The sequence below is a fragment of the Flagellimonas sp. MMG031 genome, from assembly GCF_040112705.1.
GTDB lineage: Bacteria > Bacteroidota > Bacteroidia > Flavobacteriales > Flavobacteriaceae > Flagellimonas.
In genome coordinates, this window is the sequence record NZ_CP157804.1 from 1,489,252 (window position 1) to 1,505,307 (window position 16,056).

18 protein-coding genes are annotated in these 16,056 nt (G+C 44.1%); 9 read left to right on the forward strand and 9 right to left on the reverse strand.

Going from position 1 to position 16,056, the window contains the following annotated elements:
* Positions 1-67: 67 nt before the first annotated feature.
* Genes apaG through ABNE31_RS06620 form a run of 3 tightly spaced genes read right to left on the reverse strand, consistent with a single transcriptional unit; the run spans position 68 to position 2,987 of the window.
* Complete coding sequence (gene apaG / locus ABNE31_RS06610) at positions 68-454, reverse strand: Co2+/Mg2+ efflux protein ApaG (RefSeq protein WP_179385174.1); 387 nt, start codon at positions 452-454, stop codon at positions 68-70.
* A 1-nt stretch (position 455) separates the two neighbouring features.
* A complete protein-coding gene (locus ABNE31_RS06615) occupies positions 456-1,712 on the reverse strand; it encodes a DUF3667 domain-containing protein (RefSeq protein WP_349352800.1) in 1,257 nt (418 codons plus the stop codon).
* A gap of 30 nt (positions 1,713-1,742) precedes the next feature.
* A complete protein-coding gene (locus tag ABNE31_RS06620) occupies positions 1,743-2,987 on the reverse strand; it encodes a type IX secretion system plug protein domain-containing protein (RefSeq protein ID WP_349352801.1) in 1,245 nt (414 codons plus the stop codon).
* 151 nt (positions 2,988-3,138) lie between these two features.
* Between ABNE31_RS06620 and ABNE31_RS06625 the strand changes: the two genes are divergently transcribed.
* The 8 genes from ABNE31_RS06625 to ABNE31_RS06660 all read left to right on the forward strand — a co-directional run bounded on the left by ABNE31_RS06625 (position 3,139) and on the right by ABNE31_RS06660 (position 10,669).
* Positions 3,139-4,494, forward strand: a complete 1,356-nt coding sequence (locus ABNE31_RS06625; RefSeq protein WP_349352802.1) for a Na(+)-translocating NADH-quinone reductase subunit A — start codon at positions 3,139-3,141, stop codon at positions 4,492-4,494.
* 1 nt (position 4,495) lies between these two features.
* On the forward strand, positions 4,496-5,746 hold the full coding sequence (locus ABNE31_RS06630; RefSeq protein WP_349352803.1) for an NADH:ubiquinone reductase (Na(+)-transporting) subunit B: 1,251 nt from the start codon (positions 4,496-4,498) through the stop codon (positions 5,744-5,746).
* A 2-nt stretch (positions 5,747-5,748) separates the two neighbouring features.
* Positions 5,749-6,498, forward strand: a complete 750-nt coding sequence (locus tag ABNE31_RS06635) for a Na(+)-translocating NADH-quinone reductase subunit C (RefSeq protein WP_179385169.1) — start codon at positions 5,749-5,751, stop codon at positions 6,496-6,498.
* 1 nt (position 6,499) lies between these two features.
* Positions 6,500-7,147: an NADH:ubiquinone reductase (Na(+)-transporting) subunit D gene (locus tag ABNE31_RS06640; protein ID WP_179385168.1), complete on the forward strand. Its 648-nt coding sequence runs from the start codon at positions 6,500-6,502 to the stop codon at positions 7,145-7,147.
* A gap of 11 nt (positions 7,148-7,158) precedes the next feature.
* Positions 7,159-7,899 carry an NADH:ubiquinone reductase (Na(+)-transporting) subunit E gene (gene nqrE, locus ABNE31_RS06645; RefSeq protein WP_306013548.1) on the forward strand — a complete coding sequence of 247 codons (741 nt, stop codon included), beginning with the start codon at positions 7,159-7,161 and terminating at the stop codon, positions 7,897-7,899.
* A 3-nt stretch (positions 7,900-7,902) separates the two neighbouring features.
* Entirely contained in the window at positions 7,903-9,213 is a 1,311-nt protein-coding gene (nqrF, locus tag ABNE31_RS06650; protein ID WP_179385166.1) for an NADH:ubiquinone reductase (Na(+)-transporting) subunit F, read from the forward strand.
* Positions 9,214-9,301: 88 nt separating this feature from the next.
* On the forward strand, positions 9,302-9,661 hold the full coding sequence (locus tag ABNE31_RS06655) for a Na(+)-translocating NADH-quinone reductase subunit F (protein ID WP_293283482.1): 360 nt from the start codon (positions 9,302-9,304) through the stop codon (positions 9,659-9,661).
* Positions 9,662-10,669: an FAD:protein FMN transferase gene (locus ABNE31_RS06660; RefSeq protein WP_349352804.1), complete on the forward strand. Its 1,008-nt coding sequence runs from the start codon at positions 9,662-9,664 to the stop codon at positions 10,667-10,669.
* On the opposite strand, the gene ABNE31_RS06665 is transcribed toward ABNE31_RS06660, so the two are convergent.
* Genes ABNE31_RS06665 through gpmI form a run of 4 tightly spaced genes read right to left on the reverse strand, consistent with a single transcriptional unit; the run spans position 10,670 to position 14,265 of the window.
* On the reverse strand, positions 10,670-11,434 hold the full coding sequence (locus ABNE31_RS06665) for a methyltransferase domain-containing protein (RefSeq protein ID WP_349352805.1): 765 nt from the start codon (positions 11,432-11,434) through the stop codon (positions 10,670-10,672).
* Positions 11,435-11,452: 18 nt separating this feature from the next.
* A complete protein-coding gene (locus tag ABNE31_RS06670; protein ID WP_349352806.1) occupies positions 11,453-11,836 on the reverse strand; it encodes a GxxExxY protein in 384 nt (127 codons plus the stop codon).
* Positions 11,837-11,885: 49 nt separating this feature from the next.
* A complete protein-coding gene (gene map, locus ABNE31_RS06675; RefSeq protein WP_293289544.1) occupies positions 11,886-12,704 on the reverse strand; it encodes a type I methionyl aminopeptidase in 819 nt (272 codons plus the stop codon).
* A gap of 43 nt (positions 12,705-12,747) precedes the next feature.
* Positions 12,748-14,265, reverse strand: coding sequence for a 2,3-bisphosphoglycerate-independent phosphoglycerate mutase (gpmI, locus tag ABNE31_RS06680; RefSeq protein WP_349352807.1), 1,518 nt, complete (start codon positions 14,263-14,265; stop codon positions 12,748-12,750).
* 207 nt (positions 14,266-14,472) lie between these two features.
* Between gpmI and ABNE31_RS06685 the strand changes: the two genes are divergently transcribed.
* Entirely contained in the window at positions 14,473-14,865 is a 393-nt protein-coding gene (locus ABNE31_RS06685; RefSeq protein WP_293289540.1) for an ankyrin repeat domain-containing protein, read from the forward strand.
* Positions 14,866-14,970: 105 nt separating this feature from the next.
* Here the strand turns inward: ABNE31_RS06685 and ABNE31_RS06690 are convergent, their stop codons facing one another.
* Positions 14,971-15,138, reverse strand: a complete 168-nt coding sequence (locus tag ABNE31_RS06690) for a DUF6747 family protein (protein WP_306456993.1) — start codon at positions 15,136-15,138, stop codon at positions 14,971-14,973.
* Between the two features lie 114 nt (positions 15,139-15,252).
* Positions 15,253-16,017: a M48 family metalloprotease gene (locus tag ABNE31_RS06695; RefSeq protein WP_349352808.1), complete on the reverse strand. Its 765-nt coding sequence runs from the start codon at positions 16,015-16,017 to the stop codon at positions 15,253-15,255.
* Positions 16,018-16,056 lie beyond the last annotated feature (39 nt).

The following is a 16,056-nucleotide window of genomic DNA, read 5'->3' on the forward strand; positions in this document are numbered from 1 at the left end:
GTCTTTTTAGTGTTTTACAATTCTATCAAAGGTAGTGAAACCTGTAGGGAATATAAAATGACCCGTACTAGTTTATCGCAAATGGCGCCGCAAACTTGAAAGTGGGAATGTCCACTTCAAACTCCTTGGCGTTGGTAAAGTTGACCATGTGGTAGTGACCACGCATGGCTCCTACGGGCGACGCCAAAAGGCAACCTGAACTGTACGTATGGGAACCACCCGGCTTTATCACTGGTTTTCGGCCGATAACACCTTCGCCGTCAATGGTCTCCATTTCCTTAAGGGCGTCGAACACATCCCAGTGCCTTGCGGTGAGCTGTACGGTATCCTTGCTGAGGTTTTCTATACAAATGGTGTAGCCAAACGCATAGTGCACCTTGTAGTTTTTGAAGAAAGTGCCCTCAAAAGTGGTGCGGACCGAAACTTTGATTCCTTTAGTGACCTGTGTAAACATATCAATTATAGGTAAAGACACTTCCCGTGAACGTCACGATAATGGTCAAAAAGGCCAATATCATGAAAATGGTATTCAGGAAAATGTATTTCACAATAGTTTTAAATCTTCCCTGTCCGTAGAATTTTCGCATGGCCTTGTACAGGTAAATGCCAAAAATCAACAAAAAGATTCCCGAGCTGTTCCAGTTGAAAATGGTATCCAATGTAAGGCTAAGGATGAGCAAGATAAATAAGAGCGATTGATTGTGGAAACTAAAGATAAGATGATCGGTGTAGGTATTATTATTTCTGATGTACACCAACCAAATGAACACGGTGAACACAGGCATAAAGAAAAATATGATGAAAGGAAGCTTGGAAATGGTATTGTTGATCCATCTTCCCGGCGAACTCATAATCTTCCAGATGCTATTGGAAAAGTTAAAGGCCATTTTGTTGGTCGTGGTTTCTTCCACACCATATTTTTCCCGCGCCTCATCAAAACTATATAGCGTGTCCTGTTTGATGAAATAGCCGAAAAACTCCGCTTTTTTGGAGAAGTTTTCCAGCCCGGACCCATTCCCCAAACTTTTAAAATAGGCCCCAGGGTCCGCCTGCATCAAGGAATCCTTTTTCCTTTCTTTGCGCTGTGCACTTTGCACAAACACCCCGATGGAGTCCATGTATTGGAGCTGTTCGGACAATTTTGGGTCGGCCTTCTTGATGGAGTCCAACTTGTTCATGCCCAGCAAAACACCGGGATTTGTTTTCTTTAAGGAGTCCAACATGTTTTTGGTCTTATCGGACTGTTCTTCGAGCGCCGTGCTGTCCACTTCAAAATTGCCGGAGTCCACATCAAAACTGATCGGGGAGCCGCCATAAATATTCCCGTCGAATTCCCTTGCGGCCTTGTCCAAACCCGTAAAATTATTGTTGTAAGTAAACATCAAAAAGTAGAGAAAGGCCAAGCTCAACAAAAAGCGGAAAGGATTGGTGTAGGTGATCCGTTTGCCATTTACATAGTCCTTTGTGATGCTACCCGGCCTAAGTAAAAGAGCGGAAAGGGTTTTTAGCAGTTTGGAGTCGTAGTTGATCAGCCCGGAGAAGAACTCGTCCAAGAAATCCTTAAGCGTTAGTTTTTTGGTGCTGTTGGCCTGGGAGCAATTGGGGCAGTACCTGTCACTAATGTCCAATGGGTGGCCGCAGTTTAAGCACTCCACGCCACGGAACTTCAGTTCGTACCGTCCTTTGGTAATCAACCCACCCTTTTTGGCCATATAGTTTAGATAAGGATAGGGTAAAGATAATTAATTGCTGATATTTTGAGAGTTTACGGAGCCTATACCTATTATACTATCGTACATTTCACCAAAATCACGGTAGTACACCAAGATGAGATAGTTGTTTTCGGTAAAATGGAAATTGCCGCTGACCAAATTGGGTTCTAGGGTTCCGTCTTCGCGCTGCACTACATATTTATAATTGTAAAACCCTTGTTTAATGGGCAGGGTCACTTCAAATTTCCCGCTTTCTTCATTAAAGGTCATCTTGTTCTCCTCGGAAAGTGCGTAGTTGTTGAACTTTCCGATGACGTACACATCATCCAATCCAATCAAGTTACTGTAGGGTAGACTAAAGTGCACTTTGGAATATTCCGCTTCGCGGGAAACATCCTCTCCTTGCATTGTCCTGACCACAAAATCCCCATTGATATCAGGAAAGTAGGTGTATTCCTGGTCGAAACGATATTGATTCGTGAACAGGTAGTGGTGGTACACCTCCCTCATTTCAATCTTGGAAATGGCAAAAGTGGGCGACCTGAGGTCTTTTGTGTCAAAATTCAGGTATTCATTGCCCCCGAAAAAACTGGTTTCTTCATTGTAACGATACACGAGTTCGGTACCAATGGTGAATTGGGGTGGAATGTTGTAGAGTGCCGTGGGCCATTGGTGGTTCTGGATGATGGCCACCTTGATTTCCCGCTTTGGATTGACCACGTTGAAACCAGCGGTGTTGATGGTAAATTGCACCACTTGCTTGGTGTTGATGAAATTGAAGTCCCTTGACCTTTTTACCACACCGGCCACATTCACCACATTTCGGTATACCACAAACCTTCTGGAAAACTGAAGGTCGCCATAACTGTTGTATACCTCCAGTACGTAGTTGCCGCTAACCCTTAACCTCACGTTTTGATTGGGAATGGTGAGTCGATAGTTGGAATAGGGCTGTAGTGTGGTATAGCTGTTTTCGTAGTCGATAATACGCTGGTTGTCCGCCCCGTCCAGATATTGGGATTTTAACAATTGGGATGGTGTCCAATCGTAATCGCAATGAAAGATTTTGTAATAGTAGTCCTGTTCATTGGCCATCAGGTCGTCGAACTCCAAGGTGATGGGCTCGCCCAGTTGGATGACGGGAAATTGATCTTCCGTCGGCCCCTTGAAAACAATCGATTTGATATTCTCCGGTGGCTCCACCTCCTCCATCACTTGGCCAAAAGTTGGCTGGGCCATCAAACCGAAAAGAACTAAAATGTAGGTTAAACGCATCTGGGACACTATTTTGTGGTAAAGTTAAACAAAAACTGTGCTCGATGAAGTAAGCTCGTTATAATCCCAATTTTATAGTTAATTATTATGAAAACAATCCTTTTAGTGCTATTTTTGCGTTCGATTTTGATAACCTAAGGTCTACAATAATATGTCTAAAGACATCCGGATTAAAAAGGGGTTGAACATCAACCTCGTCGGGGCAGCAGAGCAGACTATAGCCAATGCCGTTGCGAGTAACGTATATGCCCTGAACTTAGATGATTTCCACGGAATCACTCCAAAAATGTTGATTAAGGAAGGCGAAGAGATAAAAGCGGGCGAGCCCATCTTTTATAACAAGAACAACGAAGACATGCACTTCGTTTCCCCTGTCAGCGGAGAACTTGTGGAAATCGTTAGGGGGGCTAGGAGGCGAATCTTAACGCTAAAGATTCTTGCCGATAAGGAACAGCAATACATGATCAACAAGGTGCCGGATTTGGATACGGCCGATGGTGAGGCCATTAAATCCTACCTTTTACAGTGTGGTGGATGGCCCTTTATCAAGCAAAGACCTTACGATGTGATCGCTGATCCCAATGCCACTCCCAAAGCTATTTTTATTTCCGCCTATTCCACGGCTCCTTTGGAGGCCGACCCGGATTTTGCCTTAAGGGGCAAGGAGCAGGAAATCCAAGCTGCAATAATGGGATTGAGTAAAATGACCCCTGGAAAAATCCATGTTACAGTTGGGAAGGGCAATGCAAGGTCACCTTTTGTTGATTTAAAAGGAGTTGAGCTTCATAGAATCACAGGTCCACACCCAGCAGGATTGGTAGGTACACAAATAAATAAAATAGACCCCATCAACAAGGGTGAGGTGGTTTGGACCCTTTCACCACAGGACGTTGTGATGTTGGGTGAGCTTTTGCTGACCGGTAAATTCAATGCTGAGCGAATAGTTGCGTTGGTTGGTTCCGTAATCAAAGCACCGAAATACTACAGGACCAAGATCGGGGCTGAAATCTCTACCTTTTTATATGCCAGCGGCGTAACGGAAGATAGGTTCAGGTTGATCAATGGCGATGTGCTGACAGGTACCAAAACCAATACTGAAGGATATTTGGGCTTCTACAATAATACGGTTACGGCCATTCCAGAAGGCGACGATTATGAGTTTTTTGGATGGAACAAGCCGGTTTTCGATAAAATATCGTCCACAAGGGCACTGACCTTTTCTTGGTTGCAGCCCAAAAAGAAATACGATTTAGATACCAATACCAATGGCGAGCACAGGGCTTTCGTGGTAACGGGAAGGTATGAGGAGGTTTTTCCAATGGATATCTACCCGCTTCAATTGTTAAAGGCCTGCATGGTAAAGGATTTGGACGAAATGGAACAATTGGGCCTTTATGAAGTGGCCCCTGAGGATTTCTCTTTGACGGAATTCATCTGTATTTCAAAACAACCGCACCAACAAATAATCAGGGAAGGATTGGATTTGTTACAAAAAGAATTAGGATAATATGGCTTTGAAAGAAAAATTACATCAGTTAAAACTTAAGTATCAGGGCAAAAAAATGGCCCCGGCCTTTAACGCACTGCATACTTTTCTTTATACTCCCAATGAAACGACCCATTCGGGGGCTCACGTTCGTGCTGCTGACGATTTGAAACGTACCATGAACACCGTTATTTTGTCGTTGGTGCCCTGTTTGTTGTTCGGAATGTTCAACGCAGGATATCAACATTATTCGGCAATCAACGGTTTTCCTGAGAATTTCTCCCTTTTCGAGCATTTCTTGACTTGGGACAATTTCTGGGTTGGAGTTACTACCGTATTGCCGTTGGTCATTGTTTCTTACGGTGTCGGTTTGGCCATCGAATTCTTGTTTGCCGTAATCAAGGGACACGAAGTAGAGGAAGGATACTTGGTAACAGGTATGTTGGTTCCTTTGATCGTGCCGGTTGATACTCCACTTTGGATGTTGGCCGTCGCCGTTGTATTTGGCGTTGTTATCGGTAAGGAAGTGTTCGGAGGCACCGGAATGAATATTTTAAATCCCGCTTTGACGATTAGGGCCTTTTTGTTCTTCGCCTATCCAACTTGGATGAGTGGTGACAAAGTTTGGGTGCACGAAGCTGTGGAAAGAGCAGGTACTGCCGACGCCATTTCTGGAGAGACCATTCTTGGGTCCTTGGCGCAAGGCTCGGACTATTCCTATTCCTTGGCTGATATGTTCTACGGATTTATCCCAGGTTCAGTGGGTGAAACATCTACCTTGTTGATTCTTTTGGGAGGACTCTTCTTGATTTTTTCCAAGATAGCGTCATGGCGCATCATGGTGAGTGCCGTAATCGGTGCCTTGGCCATGGGACTTATCTTTAATGGTATCGTGGACGCTGGATGGCTTCCCGAGTACAGCAAGTTCTACACTTTGATGAGCTTCCCCTTCTGGCAGCATTTGATTGTAGGAGGTTTGGCTTTCGGTATCGTTTTCATGGCAACCGACCCGGTAACGGGTTCACAGACCAATAAAGGAAAATGGTACTACGGATTCTTCATCGGATTCCTGTCCGTCATGATTAGGGTGTTCAACCCAGGATATCCAGAAGGCGTATTCTTGGCCATCCTATTGATGAACGTATTTGCACCTACCATCGACCACTACGTGGTCAAGGGCAATATCAAAAAGAGATTGAAGAGATTGAAAACTGCAACCATCTATCCCAAAGCTTCGGATGAGGTTGATTCACTAAAAACGGAAACAGCGTAATTATGGCAGTCAATACAGAAAAGAATGGCTATACTGTAATTTTTGCAGTGCTAATGGTTGTTGTTGTCGGATCGCTCCTTGCTTTTGTTGCGTCCGGCCTTAAGCCAATGATAGATGAGAACGTGCGCTTTGAAAAGCAACAGAACATCCTTTATGCCATGGGTGTCAATGAGAATGAAGGCGATGGAGATGTTTCTTTTGTGCCTACTTCCGAGGTAGAGGGCGCATTTTCAAAATACATCACCCAACAATTGGTATGGGACGGTTCCCAAGTGGTTGAAAGGGACAACGCCTATTTGATCAACGTAGAGAAGGCACTCGCTGAAGCCAAAAGCGGTGGAAACGCAGAACTTCCGCTCTTGGTCGGAGAAAAGGACGGTGAGAAATATTATATCATCCCTATGTACGGTAAAGGACTTTGGGATGCTATTTGGGGATATATGTCCGTTGGTGAGAATATGGAAATCAAAGGGGTCTTTTTTGATCACAAAGGAGAAACACCCGGACTCGGTTCCAACATTAACCAACGTTTCTTTATGGATGACTTTAAAGGAGAATCCGTAATGGACGGGGACACTTATGAAGGTGTACAGGTGGCCAAAGGAAACAATGACCCCCTTAACGAAAATAAAGAAGACAATGAAGTGGATGCTTTGGCAGGTGCTACCATTACCGGAAACGGGGTAAGCGCCATGATCAAAGAGAGCTTGAAGCTTTACAAACCTTATTTACAAACTATTAGATCCAATTAATATGGCGCTACTATCAAAAAAAGATGCAAATCTTATAAAAGACCCGTTGGCCGATAACAACCCCATTACCATTCAGGTATTGGGTATCTGTTCTGCCTTGGCGATTACCGCAGAATTGAAAGCTTCGGTAGTGATGGCGATATCCGTATTGTTTGTAATGGGAGTAGGTAACGTGGTCATATCATTGATCAGGAATATTATCCCTTCCAAAATCAGGATTATTGTCCAGTTGGTGGTTGTTGCCGCCTTGGTAATTATTGTGGATCAAGTGTTGAAGGCATTCGCTTACGACCTTAGTAAAACCTTGTCCGTATTTATTGGACTTATCATTACCAACTGTATCATCATGGGACGTTTTGAGGCATTCGCACTCGGAAACGGACCAAGAAGAGCTTTTCTTGATGGGATCGGAAACGCGTTGGGATATGGAGTTATCCTTGTAATTGTTGGTTTCTTTAGGGAACTTTTAGGTTCCGGGACATTGTTCGGAATCAAAGTTCTTGGAGACCCCATCGCCAAAACCGGATTGTACTCCATCGGATACGAGAACAACGGTTTTATGATCATACCGCCTGCAGCGCTGATTGTCGTAGGAATCATTATATGGGTGCAACGTTCCAGAAACAGGGCATTAATTGAAGAAGCATAAACTGAGGAAGCATGTTAGAGCATTTAGAATTATTTTTTAGATCAATCTTCGTAGACAATATGGTGTTTGCGGTCTTTTTGGGCATGTGCTCCTATTTGGCCGTATCCAAAAAAGTGACCACAGCTGTAGGTTTGGGGGCAGCCGTAATATTCGTATTGGGTGTTACCGTACCATTGAACTGGTTGTTGGACAAATATTTGCTTCAAGATGGAGCTTTGGTATGGTTGGGTCCTGAATATGCCGATTATGACCTAAGCTTTTTGTCCTTCATTCTTTTTATTGCAACTATCGCGACGATGGTTCAGCTGGTAGAAATTGTAGTGGAGAAATTTTCTCCATCCTTGTACAACTCCTTGGGTATCTTTTTGCCATTGATTGCGGTAAACTGTGCCATTCTTGGGGGGTCTTTGTTCATGCAGACCAGGGATATCCCTAACATCGGTTTGGCATTGAACTACGGAATCAGTTCCGGTATTGGTTGGTTCTTGGCTATTTTGGCCATTGCCGCCATCCGTGAAAAGATTCGTTACTCCAATGTGCCCGCACCCTTGCGCGGATTGGGCATTACCTTTATCATAACAGGTTTGATGGGAATCGGGTTCCAAAGCTTCGGTGGTATGCTTACCGGGGATAACGAACCACCAGAGGAGACCCAAAACACCACTGTGGAGACCCAAAAGGAAAAAGAAATTAAAAAAGAGATTGATGAAGACGAAAAAGCAATCTCTTATAACGAAGCCTTAAACAAATAAAAGATGATATTAGCCGCAAGTACCGGAGGTACTATCTTAATAACAGTAGTTGCATTTCTTGTTTTGTTGTTAGTGTTGGTGGCATTGTTGCTGTTCACTAAGGAAAAATTATCACCATCTGGCCCCGTAACCATTACCATTAATGGCGAAAAGGAGTTGGAAGTGGGTTCTGGTGGATCGTTGTTGTCCACTTTGGGTAATCAAAAAATATTCTTGCCATCCGCTTGTGGTGGTGGTGGAACCTGTATCCAGTGCGAGTGCCATGTGCTATCCGGTGGAGGAGAGGCGCTTCCTACGGAAACTCCTCATTTTTCCAAAAAGGAATTGCAAGAAGGAGCGCGTTTGGCCTGTCAGGTCAAAGTAAAGCAGGATATGGAAATTACGATTCCAGAAGAGGTGTTCGGTATCAAAAAATGGGATGCCAAAGTAGTGCGTAATTATAACGTAGCCTCTTTCATCAAAGAATTCGTAGTGGAAATCCCAGAGGATATGAACTACAAGGCTGGTGGATATATCCAAATTGAAATTCCTCCATGTGAGGTCAAATATTCGGATATCGATATCACCGCTCACCCGGAGGAGCATGAAACTCCAGACAAGTTCCAAGCGGAGTGGGATAAATTCAATTTGTGGCCATTGGTCATGAAGAACCCTGAGACGGTTGAGAGAGCCTATTCCATGGCTTCTTACCCTGCGGAAGGAAGAGAAATTATGTTGAATGTCCGTATCGCGACCCCACCATGGGATCGTAACAAAAACGGATGGATGGACGTAAACCCAGGTATTGCATCCTCTTACATCTTTAGTTTGAAAGAAGGTGATCCTGTAACCATTTCTGGTCCGTTCGGTGAATTCTTTATCAACGAATCCGAAGCAGAGATGCTATACGTAGGTGGTGGTGCCGGTATGGCCCCGATGCGTTCCCACTTGTACCATTTGTTCAAGACTTTGAAAACGGATAGAAAAGTGACCTATTGGTACGGAGGACGTTCCAAGAGAGAGCTGTTTTACATCGACCACTTTAAGCAATTGGAGAAGGAATTCCCCAACTTTAAATTCTATATGGCACTTTCTGAGCCATTGGAAGAGGATAACTGGAAGGTGAAGAAAGATATCAATGATGAGGAAGGCGACGGATTTGTTGGATTTATCCACAACTGCGTTATCGATAACTACCTGAACCATCACGAAACCCCTGAGGACATCGAATTGTATTTCTGTGGACCTCCATTGATGAACAAGGCCGTTCAAAAAATGGGCGAGGACTTTGGTATTCCAGATGAGAATATCAGATTTGATGACTTTGGTGGATAAAAACCAAGAAAATATACCACCTCGAGCATTGTCGAGAGGTAAAGTGAAACCAAACCGATGCTCCCAGCATCGGTTTTTTTTGTTAGGTATGGGAAGAGAATTAACAGAGCAGGAACTTCATAACTTGGCCATGAACATTGTGGGCCGGGAACTGGAAGCGGATGGATTTGAGTTTATGGCCATCAACAGTAAACTCAAAAAAAATCCTCAATATGTGTGTCTTAAAGAAAAGATACTACACTTCATTGTAGTGCGTAATGTGGAATTTCCATTCAATCCCAGGGAATATGATAAGGAATTGATGCAGAAAGTCAAGAACCATGCAGAAAAGTTCGAGGCAAGAACCTACTTTGCGGGCGTGGGCCTTTCCAATGCGGCGGATAGGACCGAGCCGTTGTATCTGAACGAGGAATATGTGGTGGATTATCAAGGATTAATTGAAATATAGATGAAGCATAAACCGATTACTTTAGTGTTGATGGTGCTTTTTTTGGCAAGTTGTACACCCAAAGAGCACATCAAAAACCAATCGTGGGGCAATGCCTTGGGAACCACCTACTCCATCATCTATATTGCGGATGAGGAGTTGGACTACCAACAAGAAATTGATTCGGTGTTTCAGGTGCTTAACCAGTCCATGTCCACCTATATTCCTGATTCTGATATTTCAAAAATCAATGCTGGGGACTCCACCATTCAGGTAGATGATATGTTTAGGGAGGTTTTTGAGGTATCTAGCGAGGTCCATAAGGCTTCAAACGGTTATTTTGACCCTACCATCGGTGTTTTGGCAAACGCATGGGGCTTTGGACCAGGGGAGCAGATAGAGCTCGATAGCCTTCGTGTGGACAGCTTGTTGCAATATGTAGGATGGGAAAAAGTGAAACTGAATACAGATAATACCATAACTAAGGAACATCCATCCATTCGTTTCGACTTCAACGCAGTAGCTAAGGGCTATGCCATTGATCGATTGGGGGCTATGCTCGACCAAAAAGGCATTAAGAATTATCTCGTTGAAGTTGGCGGCGAAGTCTTGGCCAAGGGAACCAATTTGGTGTCCGGAAAGCAATGGACCGTAGGTATTGATGACCCACAAGTGGAGACAGGACGCCAGCTCAAGCAAATCGTTTCCCTAAAGGATGTGGCCATGGCATCATCTGGAAACTATCGAAAATTTAGGGTAGACCCGGCAACGGGCGAGAAGTTTGTGCATACCATTAACCCAAAAACGGGATATACCAAAAATTCCAATGTATTGGCCACAAGCGTTGTTGCTAAGACCTGTGCCATGGCCGATGCTTATGCCACTACTTTTATGGCGTTGGATCTGGAAGAATCAAAGGATGTACTTCAGAATCATGACGAACTTGAAGCCTATATCATCTATTTGGACAAAAATGGGGCAACACAAGAGTTTTTTACCCCTGGCTTTGAAGCCTTGGTCAAGCAATAATCACTTTTTTACCAGCGGGATGATTTCCCCCTTGGCCAAACGGTACTTTTCTACATCTTCCTTTGGAAGTGTATTGGTGTAATCCACTTCTTCAACGCTGAAGCCTACACTACGAAGCTTATCAAAATAATCCCTTCCGTAAATGCGTACATGGTCGTACTGACCGAAAATCCGTGCCCGCTCCTTTCGGTCGGTAATGGTATTGTCCTCAAAGGTTTGCTCTCTTTTCAGGTCCTGCGGAATTTGGAATATGCCCCAACCTCCCGGTTTCATCACACGGTAAAGCTCCTGCATGGCTTTGGTGTCATCGGGGATATGCTCCAGCACATGGTTGCATAAGATGACATCAAACGTGTCCTCATCAAAAGGTAAGTGGCAAATATCAGCTTTTACATCGGCCAAAGGCGAATTCAGATCAGTAGTAGTGTAGGTAATATGGTCCAACTTTTTAAAGCGCTGATAAAAGGCCTGCTCGGGTGCAAAGTGTAACAGCTTTATGGGCCTGGTAAAGAAGTCTGTCTCATTTTTGAGATAGAGCCACAAGAGTCGATGCCTTTCCAGGGATAAGGTAGAGGGGGAGAGGACGTTTTCACGAGGATTTTCGTATCCGTAAGGCAAAAACTTCCTGAAACTTTTTCCATCGATGGGGTCGGTATATGTTTTTCCCTTTAGGGAAAGGGCAATCAACGGCCGCACCCAATAGCTTAATCGGATGAGTAAAGGACGAGGGATTAGATTCAGAAAATATTTAAAGATGTTTGACACGAATTACACGAATTTCCTCTAATTGGATTGTAATATTACTCTTTTATAGGTTAAACTATCTTCACCAAAGTTTATAATTAATCCTAGTTTCATTTTTGATGCTGCCAAGTAATTCAATGTTTGTTTGATATGTCCACTGGTGATTTTTTCGACGGCCTTAAGCTCTAAGATGATTTTACCGTCCACCAAATAATCTGCATAATAGTGATGCATTAGCTTTTCACCTTTGTAGATGATGTCAAATTTTACTTCTTTTTGGAATGGAACGCCATTGGACTTTAATTCAATTTCAAGGGCATCGCAATAAACTGCTTCACTGAATCCTTTGCCTAGCTCACTGTGAACATCCATGCACAAACCAATCAAAAAGTAGGATTCGTTTTTATAAATGATTTGGGACATTTATTTGAGAAATTGGTGAAATTCGTGTCAATATAAAGATTACTGATCACTACAGCACCAACTTCTTACTGCGAAACTCATCCTCTTCATCACTGGTGATGCCCAAAGCTTCGTAAATGTATTGGAAAGTGGACAGCAGTTCTGGTTTTCCGTCAATCAGGGCAACATCGTGTTCAAAGTGGGCACTTGGTTTGCCATCGGCAGTCAAAATGGTCCAGCCATCCCTTAATTGCTTAATACGTTTGGTCCCCATGTTGATCATGGGCTCAATGGCAACCACCATTCCGTTGACAAATTTTTTGCCTCGTCCTCTTTTGCCATAATTGGGCATTTGGGGGTCTTCATGCAGTTCACGGCCCAAACCATGACCCACCAATTCCCGGACAACACCATAGCCGTGGTCTTCGGTATATTTTTGAATAGCATAGGCCACATCGCCCACGCGGTTCCCCAATTTGAATTCCCTTATTCCCAAGTAAAGCGATTCTTTGGTGACTTTGAGCAGTTTTTTGGTTTCTTCTGCTACCTCGCCTACTTCAAAGGTATAGGCATGGTCTCCATAAAAGCCATTTTTTAGGGCACCGCAATCCACAGAAATGATATCACCTTCCTTGAGGGGCTCATTTCCGGGAATACCATGTACCACTTGGGCATTAGGGCTCCAGTTGAGCGTGTTCGGAAAATCGTACATCCCTAAAAAGCCAGGTTCAGCTCCTTGTTCCCGAATGAAGTCCTCGGCCATTTTATCCAACTTCAAGGGGTTGGCACCGGGCTTTATTTCTTTGGCCAACATACCCAAGGTACGGGATACGACCAATGCGCTTTCGCGCATCAACTCAATTTCCTCTGCTGTTTTTACTTTGATCATGCGGCAAAGATAAATTGATTCTATCGATTTAAAGGTATTTGACCTAAACCAATGGTTTTTGGGTCATGGCTTCGGGTTGTGGAACGTTCAACATTTTTAGTATGGTCGGGGCAATATCCCCCAGAACGCCATTTTGTACTTCCTTGATGTCCTTGTCCACCAAAATCAGAGGAACTGGATTGGTGGTATGTGCCGTATTGGGGCTGCCATCAGGATTGATCATGGTGTCGCAGTTACCGTGGTCGGCAATTACAATGGTGGAATAACCGTTTTCCAATCCGGCCGTAATAACGTCCTTCGCGCATTCATCAACCGTTTCACACGCTTTGATGGCTGCTTCCATAACCCCGGTGTGGCCTACCATGTCAGGATTCGCAAAATTGAGGCATACAAAGTCGGCTTCCCCTTTTTTGAGCTCGGGAATGATGGCATCCCGAATGTCATAAGCGCTCATCTCTGGCTGAAGGTCGTATGTGGCTACCTTGGGTGATGGGCAAAGAATCCGTTGTTCGCCCTCGAAAGGCTCCTCGCGTCCACCATTAAAGAAGAAGGTAACGTGCGGATATTTTTCGGTCTCGGCTATTCGAATCTGCTTTTTGCCATGCTTGGCAAGGGTTTCACCGAGAGTGTCCTTAATGTTCTCTTTGTTGAAAATGATTTTGATGCCCTTGAAGGATTCATCATAATTGGTCATGGTCACATAATACAAGTCCAATTTGTGCATGTTCTGCTCGTGAAAATCCATCTGGCTCAGGGCCTGCGTGAGTTCACGGCCCCTATCGGTCCTGAAATTAAAGAAAATAATGACATCACCATCCTTGATTTTGGCAAGCGGTTCATTGTTTGAATCGGTCATGACCAAGGGCTTGATAAATTCATCGGTTACCCCTTCATCATAGCTCTTTTGCACGGCTTTCCCAATGTTTTGGGTTTTTTCGCCTTCGGCGTTTACGACCACATCGTAGGCCATTTTTACCCGCTCCCAACGTTTGTCACGATCCATGGCGTAGTATCTTCCGATTACAGAAGCCAGTTTGGTCTTTTTGTCCGCGCAAAATTGGTCCAAGTCCACCAAAAAGCCCTTTCCGCTTTTGGGATCCACATCACGGCCATCGGTAAAGGCATGAATATAGGCGTGCTCTACCCCGCTTTCATCGGCAGCTGTGATCAAAGCCTTTAAATGGTCGATATGGCTATGCACCCCACCATCGCTCACCAATCCCAAAAAGTGCACGGGTTTGTTGTTGGTTTTGGCGTAGTCGAATGCATCTTTAAGGACCTGTTCGTTTTTTAAGGTGTCTTCTTTTACGGCTTTGTTGATTTTTGCCAGATCTTGATATACGATACGTCCAGCTCCCAAATTCATGTGCCCCACCTCGCTGTTTCCCATCTGTCCTTCAGGTAGCCCTACGTTCATGCCATCGGTGAGCAAGTCTGCATCTGGGTAGTTTTTATAGAGTGAATCAACGAATGGTGTGTTTGCTTTTTCAATGGCCGAAACATTTGGATCGGGAGATTTTCCCCATCCATCCAAAATCATAAGAATAACCTTTTTGTTCATAGTTGAAAGTTGTACTACAAAAGTAAAATGATCTCCTTGGATGCCCTAGCTTTTTGTTAAAATTATAATTGCGGAATTGTTAATTATTTTATGTTAAAATTGAAGGATAGTTAAAATTTAGTTATATAACTGTTAATCGTGTAACAGGACGGGTTTTTGAAAGTCTATTTTTATAACAAGTAAATTCATTAATCAAAAACATTCATCATGAAAAAAACAATTTTCACAGTGGCCGCATTTTCCATGTTGGCCCTAAGCGGCATTACTGCCAACGAACCTGTTGCCACTAACAACACGGTCAACCTTGAAATGGTAGCTCCCGATGAACTCAGCGCTTTCTGCAAGGCGGTGATGCAAGGGGATGTGGACACTGTAAAAAAGTTTATCGAACTGGGGGAGGATGTCAACCAAAAATCTTTGGGAAGGGCTCCTATCCATTATGCCGCTAGGTACAACAAGGCGGAAGTTTTGAAGGTACTCATCGAAAATGGGGCCAACCTGAAAATGCGCTGCGATGGGGGAATGACCGCCATGAAGTACGCAAAAATGTCCAATGCAACTGAAGCTCAGTCCGTTTTGGAAACTGCTATGAAAAAATAGAAAAGGAGTTTATTCGTCGAACGAAAAAGGCCCTATCCAAACGGATGGGGCCTTTGCTCATTTTACATAATTATAGTGTCCTTGCAAAAGAGTGTGTCTCGCGGCTTAGAATTCAAAGCCTGTAAAAGCTCTGTACAAAAATGCGTAAAAGGCCATGAACAACATGACCGCGCAAAATATCGAATATCCCTTCAAGAAATATACGACAAAGCTAGGTTTGCAATCGTCAAACGCCTCTAAATAGAGATCTTTAAAGTGTACTAGTGTTCCCATATGTTCTCTCTTTTTACCGCATAAAAAGATTAAGAGAACGTAGGTAGGATTCGGGTTTACTCAAAGATAAGGAATAAAAGACAGAATGCCTTTTTTATCGATAAACAGCCAATTCTATCGACCGGAATATTTTTCGATGGCCTCTTTTATTTTTTCTATCCTGTTTTCGGGGTCGGGATGGGTACTTTGGAACTCTGGCACCCTGTTTGGGCCTGTGGCCGATTTCAGGATTTCCATAACCGTGATCATCTCGGTGGGGTCGTACCCGGATTCAATCATAAAAAGGACACCCAGTTCATCACTTTCTAGCTCGTCGCCCCTTCCATTTTTCAGTAAGGTGTTCTGCCCAATCCCAGCGACCAGGTTCCCCATGTCTCCTCCAACGGAGGCTCCTGTGGCCAAGGTCTGCCAAAAACTGCTCTCAGCGATACGTTCCGCGGAATGCCTTCCCAGTACATGGCCTATCTCATGCCCCAAAACGCCAGCTAGTTGTGGTTCGTTCAGTTGGGAAAAAAGGGCGTAAGTGATAAAAATCTGTCCGCCCGGAAGTGCGAATGCATTGATGGTGCTGTCATCGGCCAAAAGATGGAATTCGTACTGGTAGGGAGTCTCACGGGCCACACTGTTGTTTACCAGTTTGTTGCCAACGGCGTCCACCAATGCCTGTAGCTGTTCATCGGGGTAGAGCCCTCCGTGCTGTTGTGCCATTTGGGGTGCACTTTGTAGCCCTATGGCAATCTCTTGCTCGGCCGTCATGTCAATGTTCTGCGTTCTACCGGTATAGGGGTTTTCCTCTTGGTTGCTGCAGCGGCGAATAAAGGCAAAGGCTACGATGGCCAAGCCGATAAGGATGCGTATCCTCCAACTTCCTCTTCTCATGGTGTAGTGTTCTAGCTAACGGAAGATACAAAAAAACGG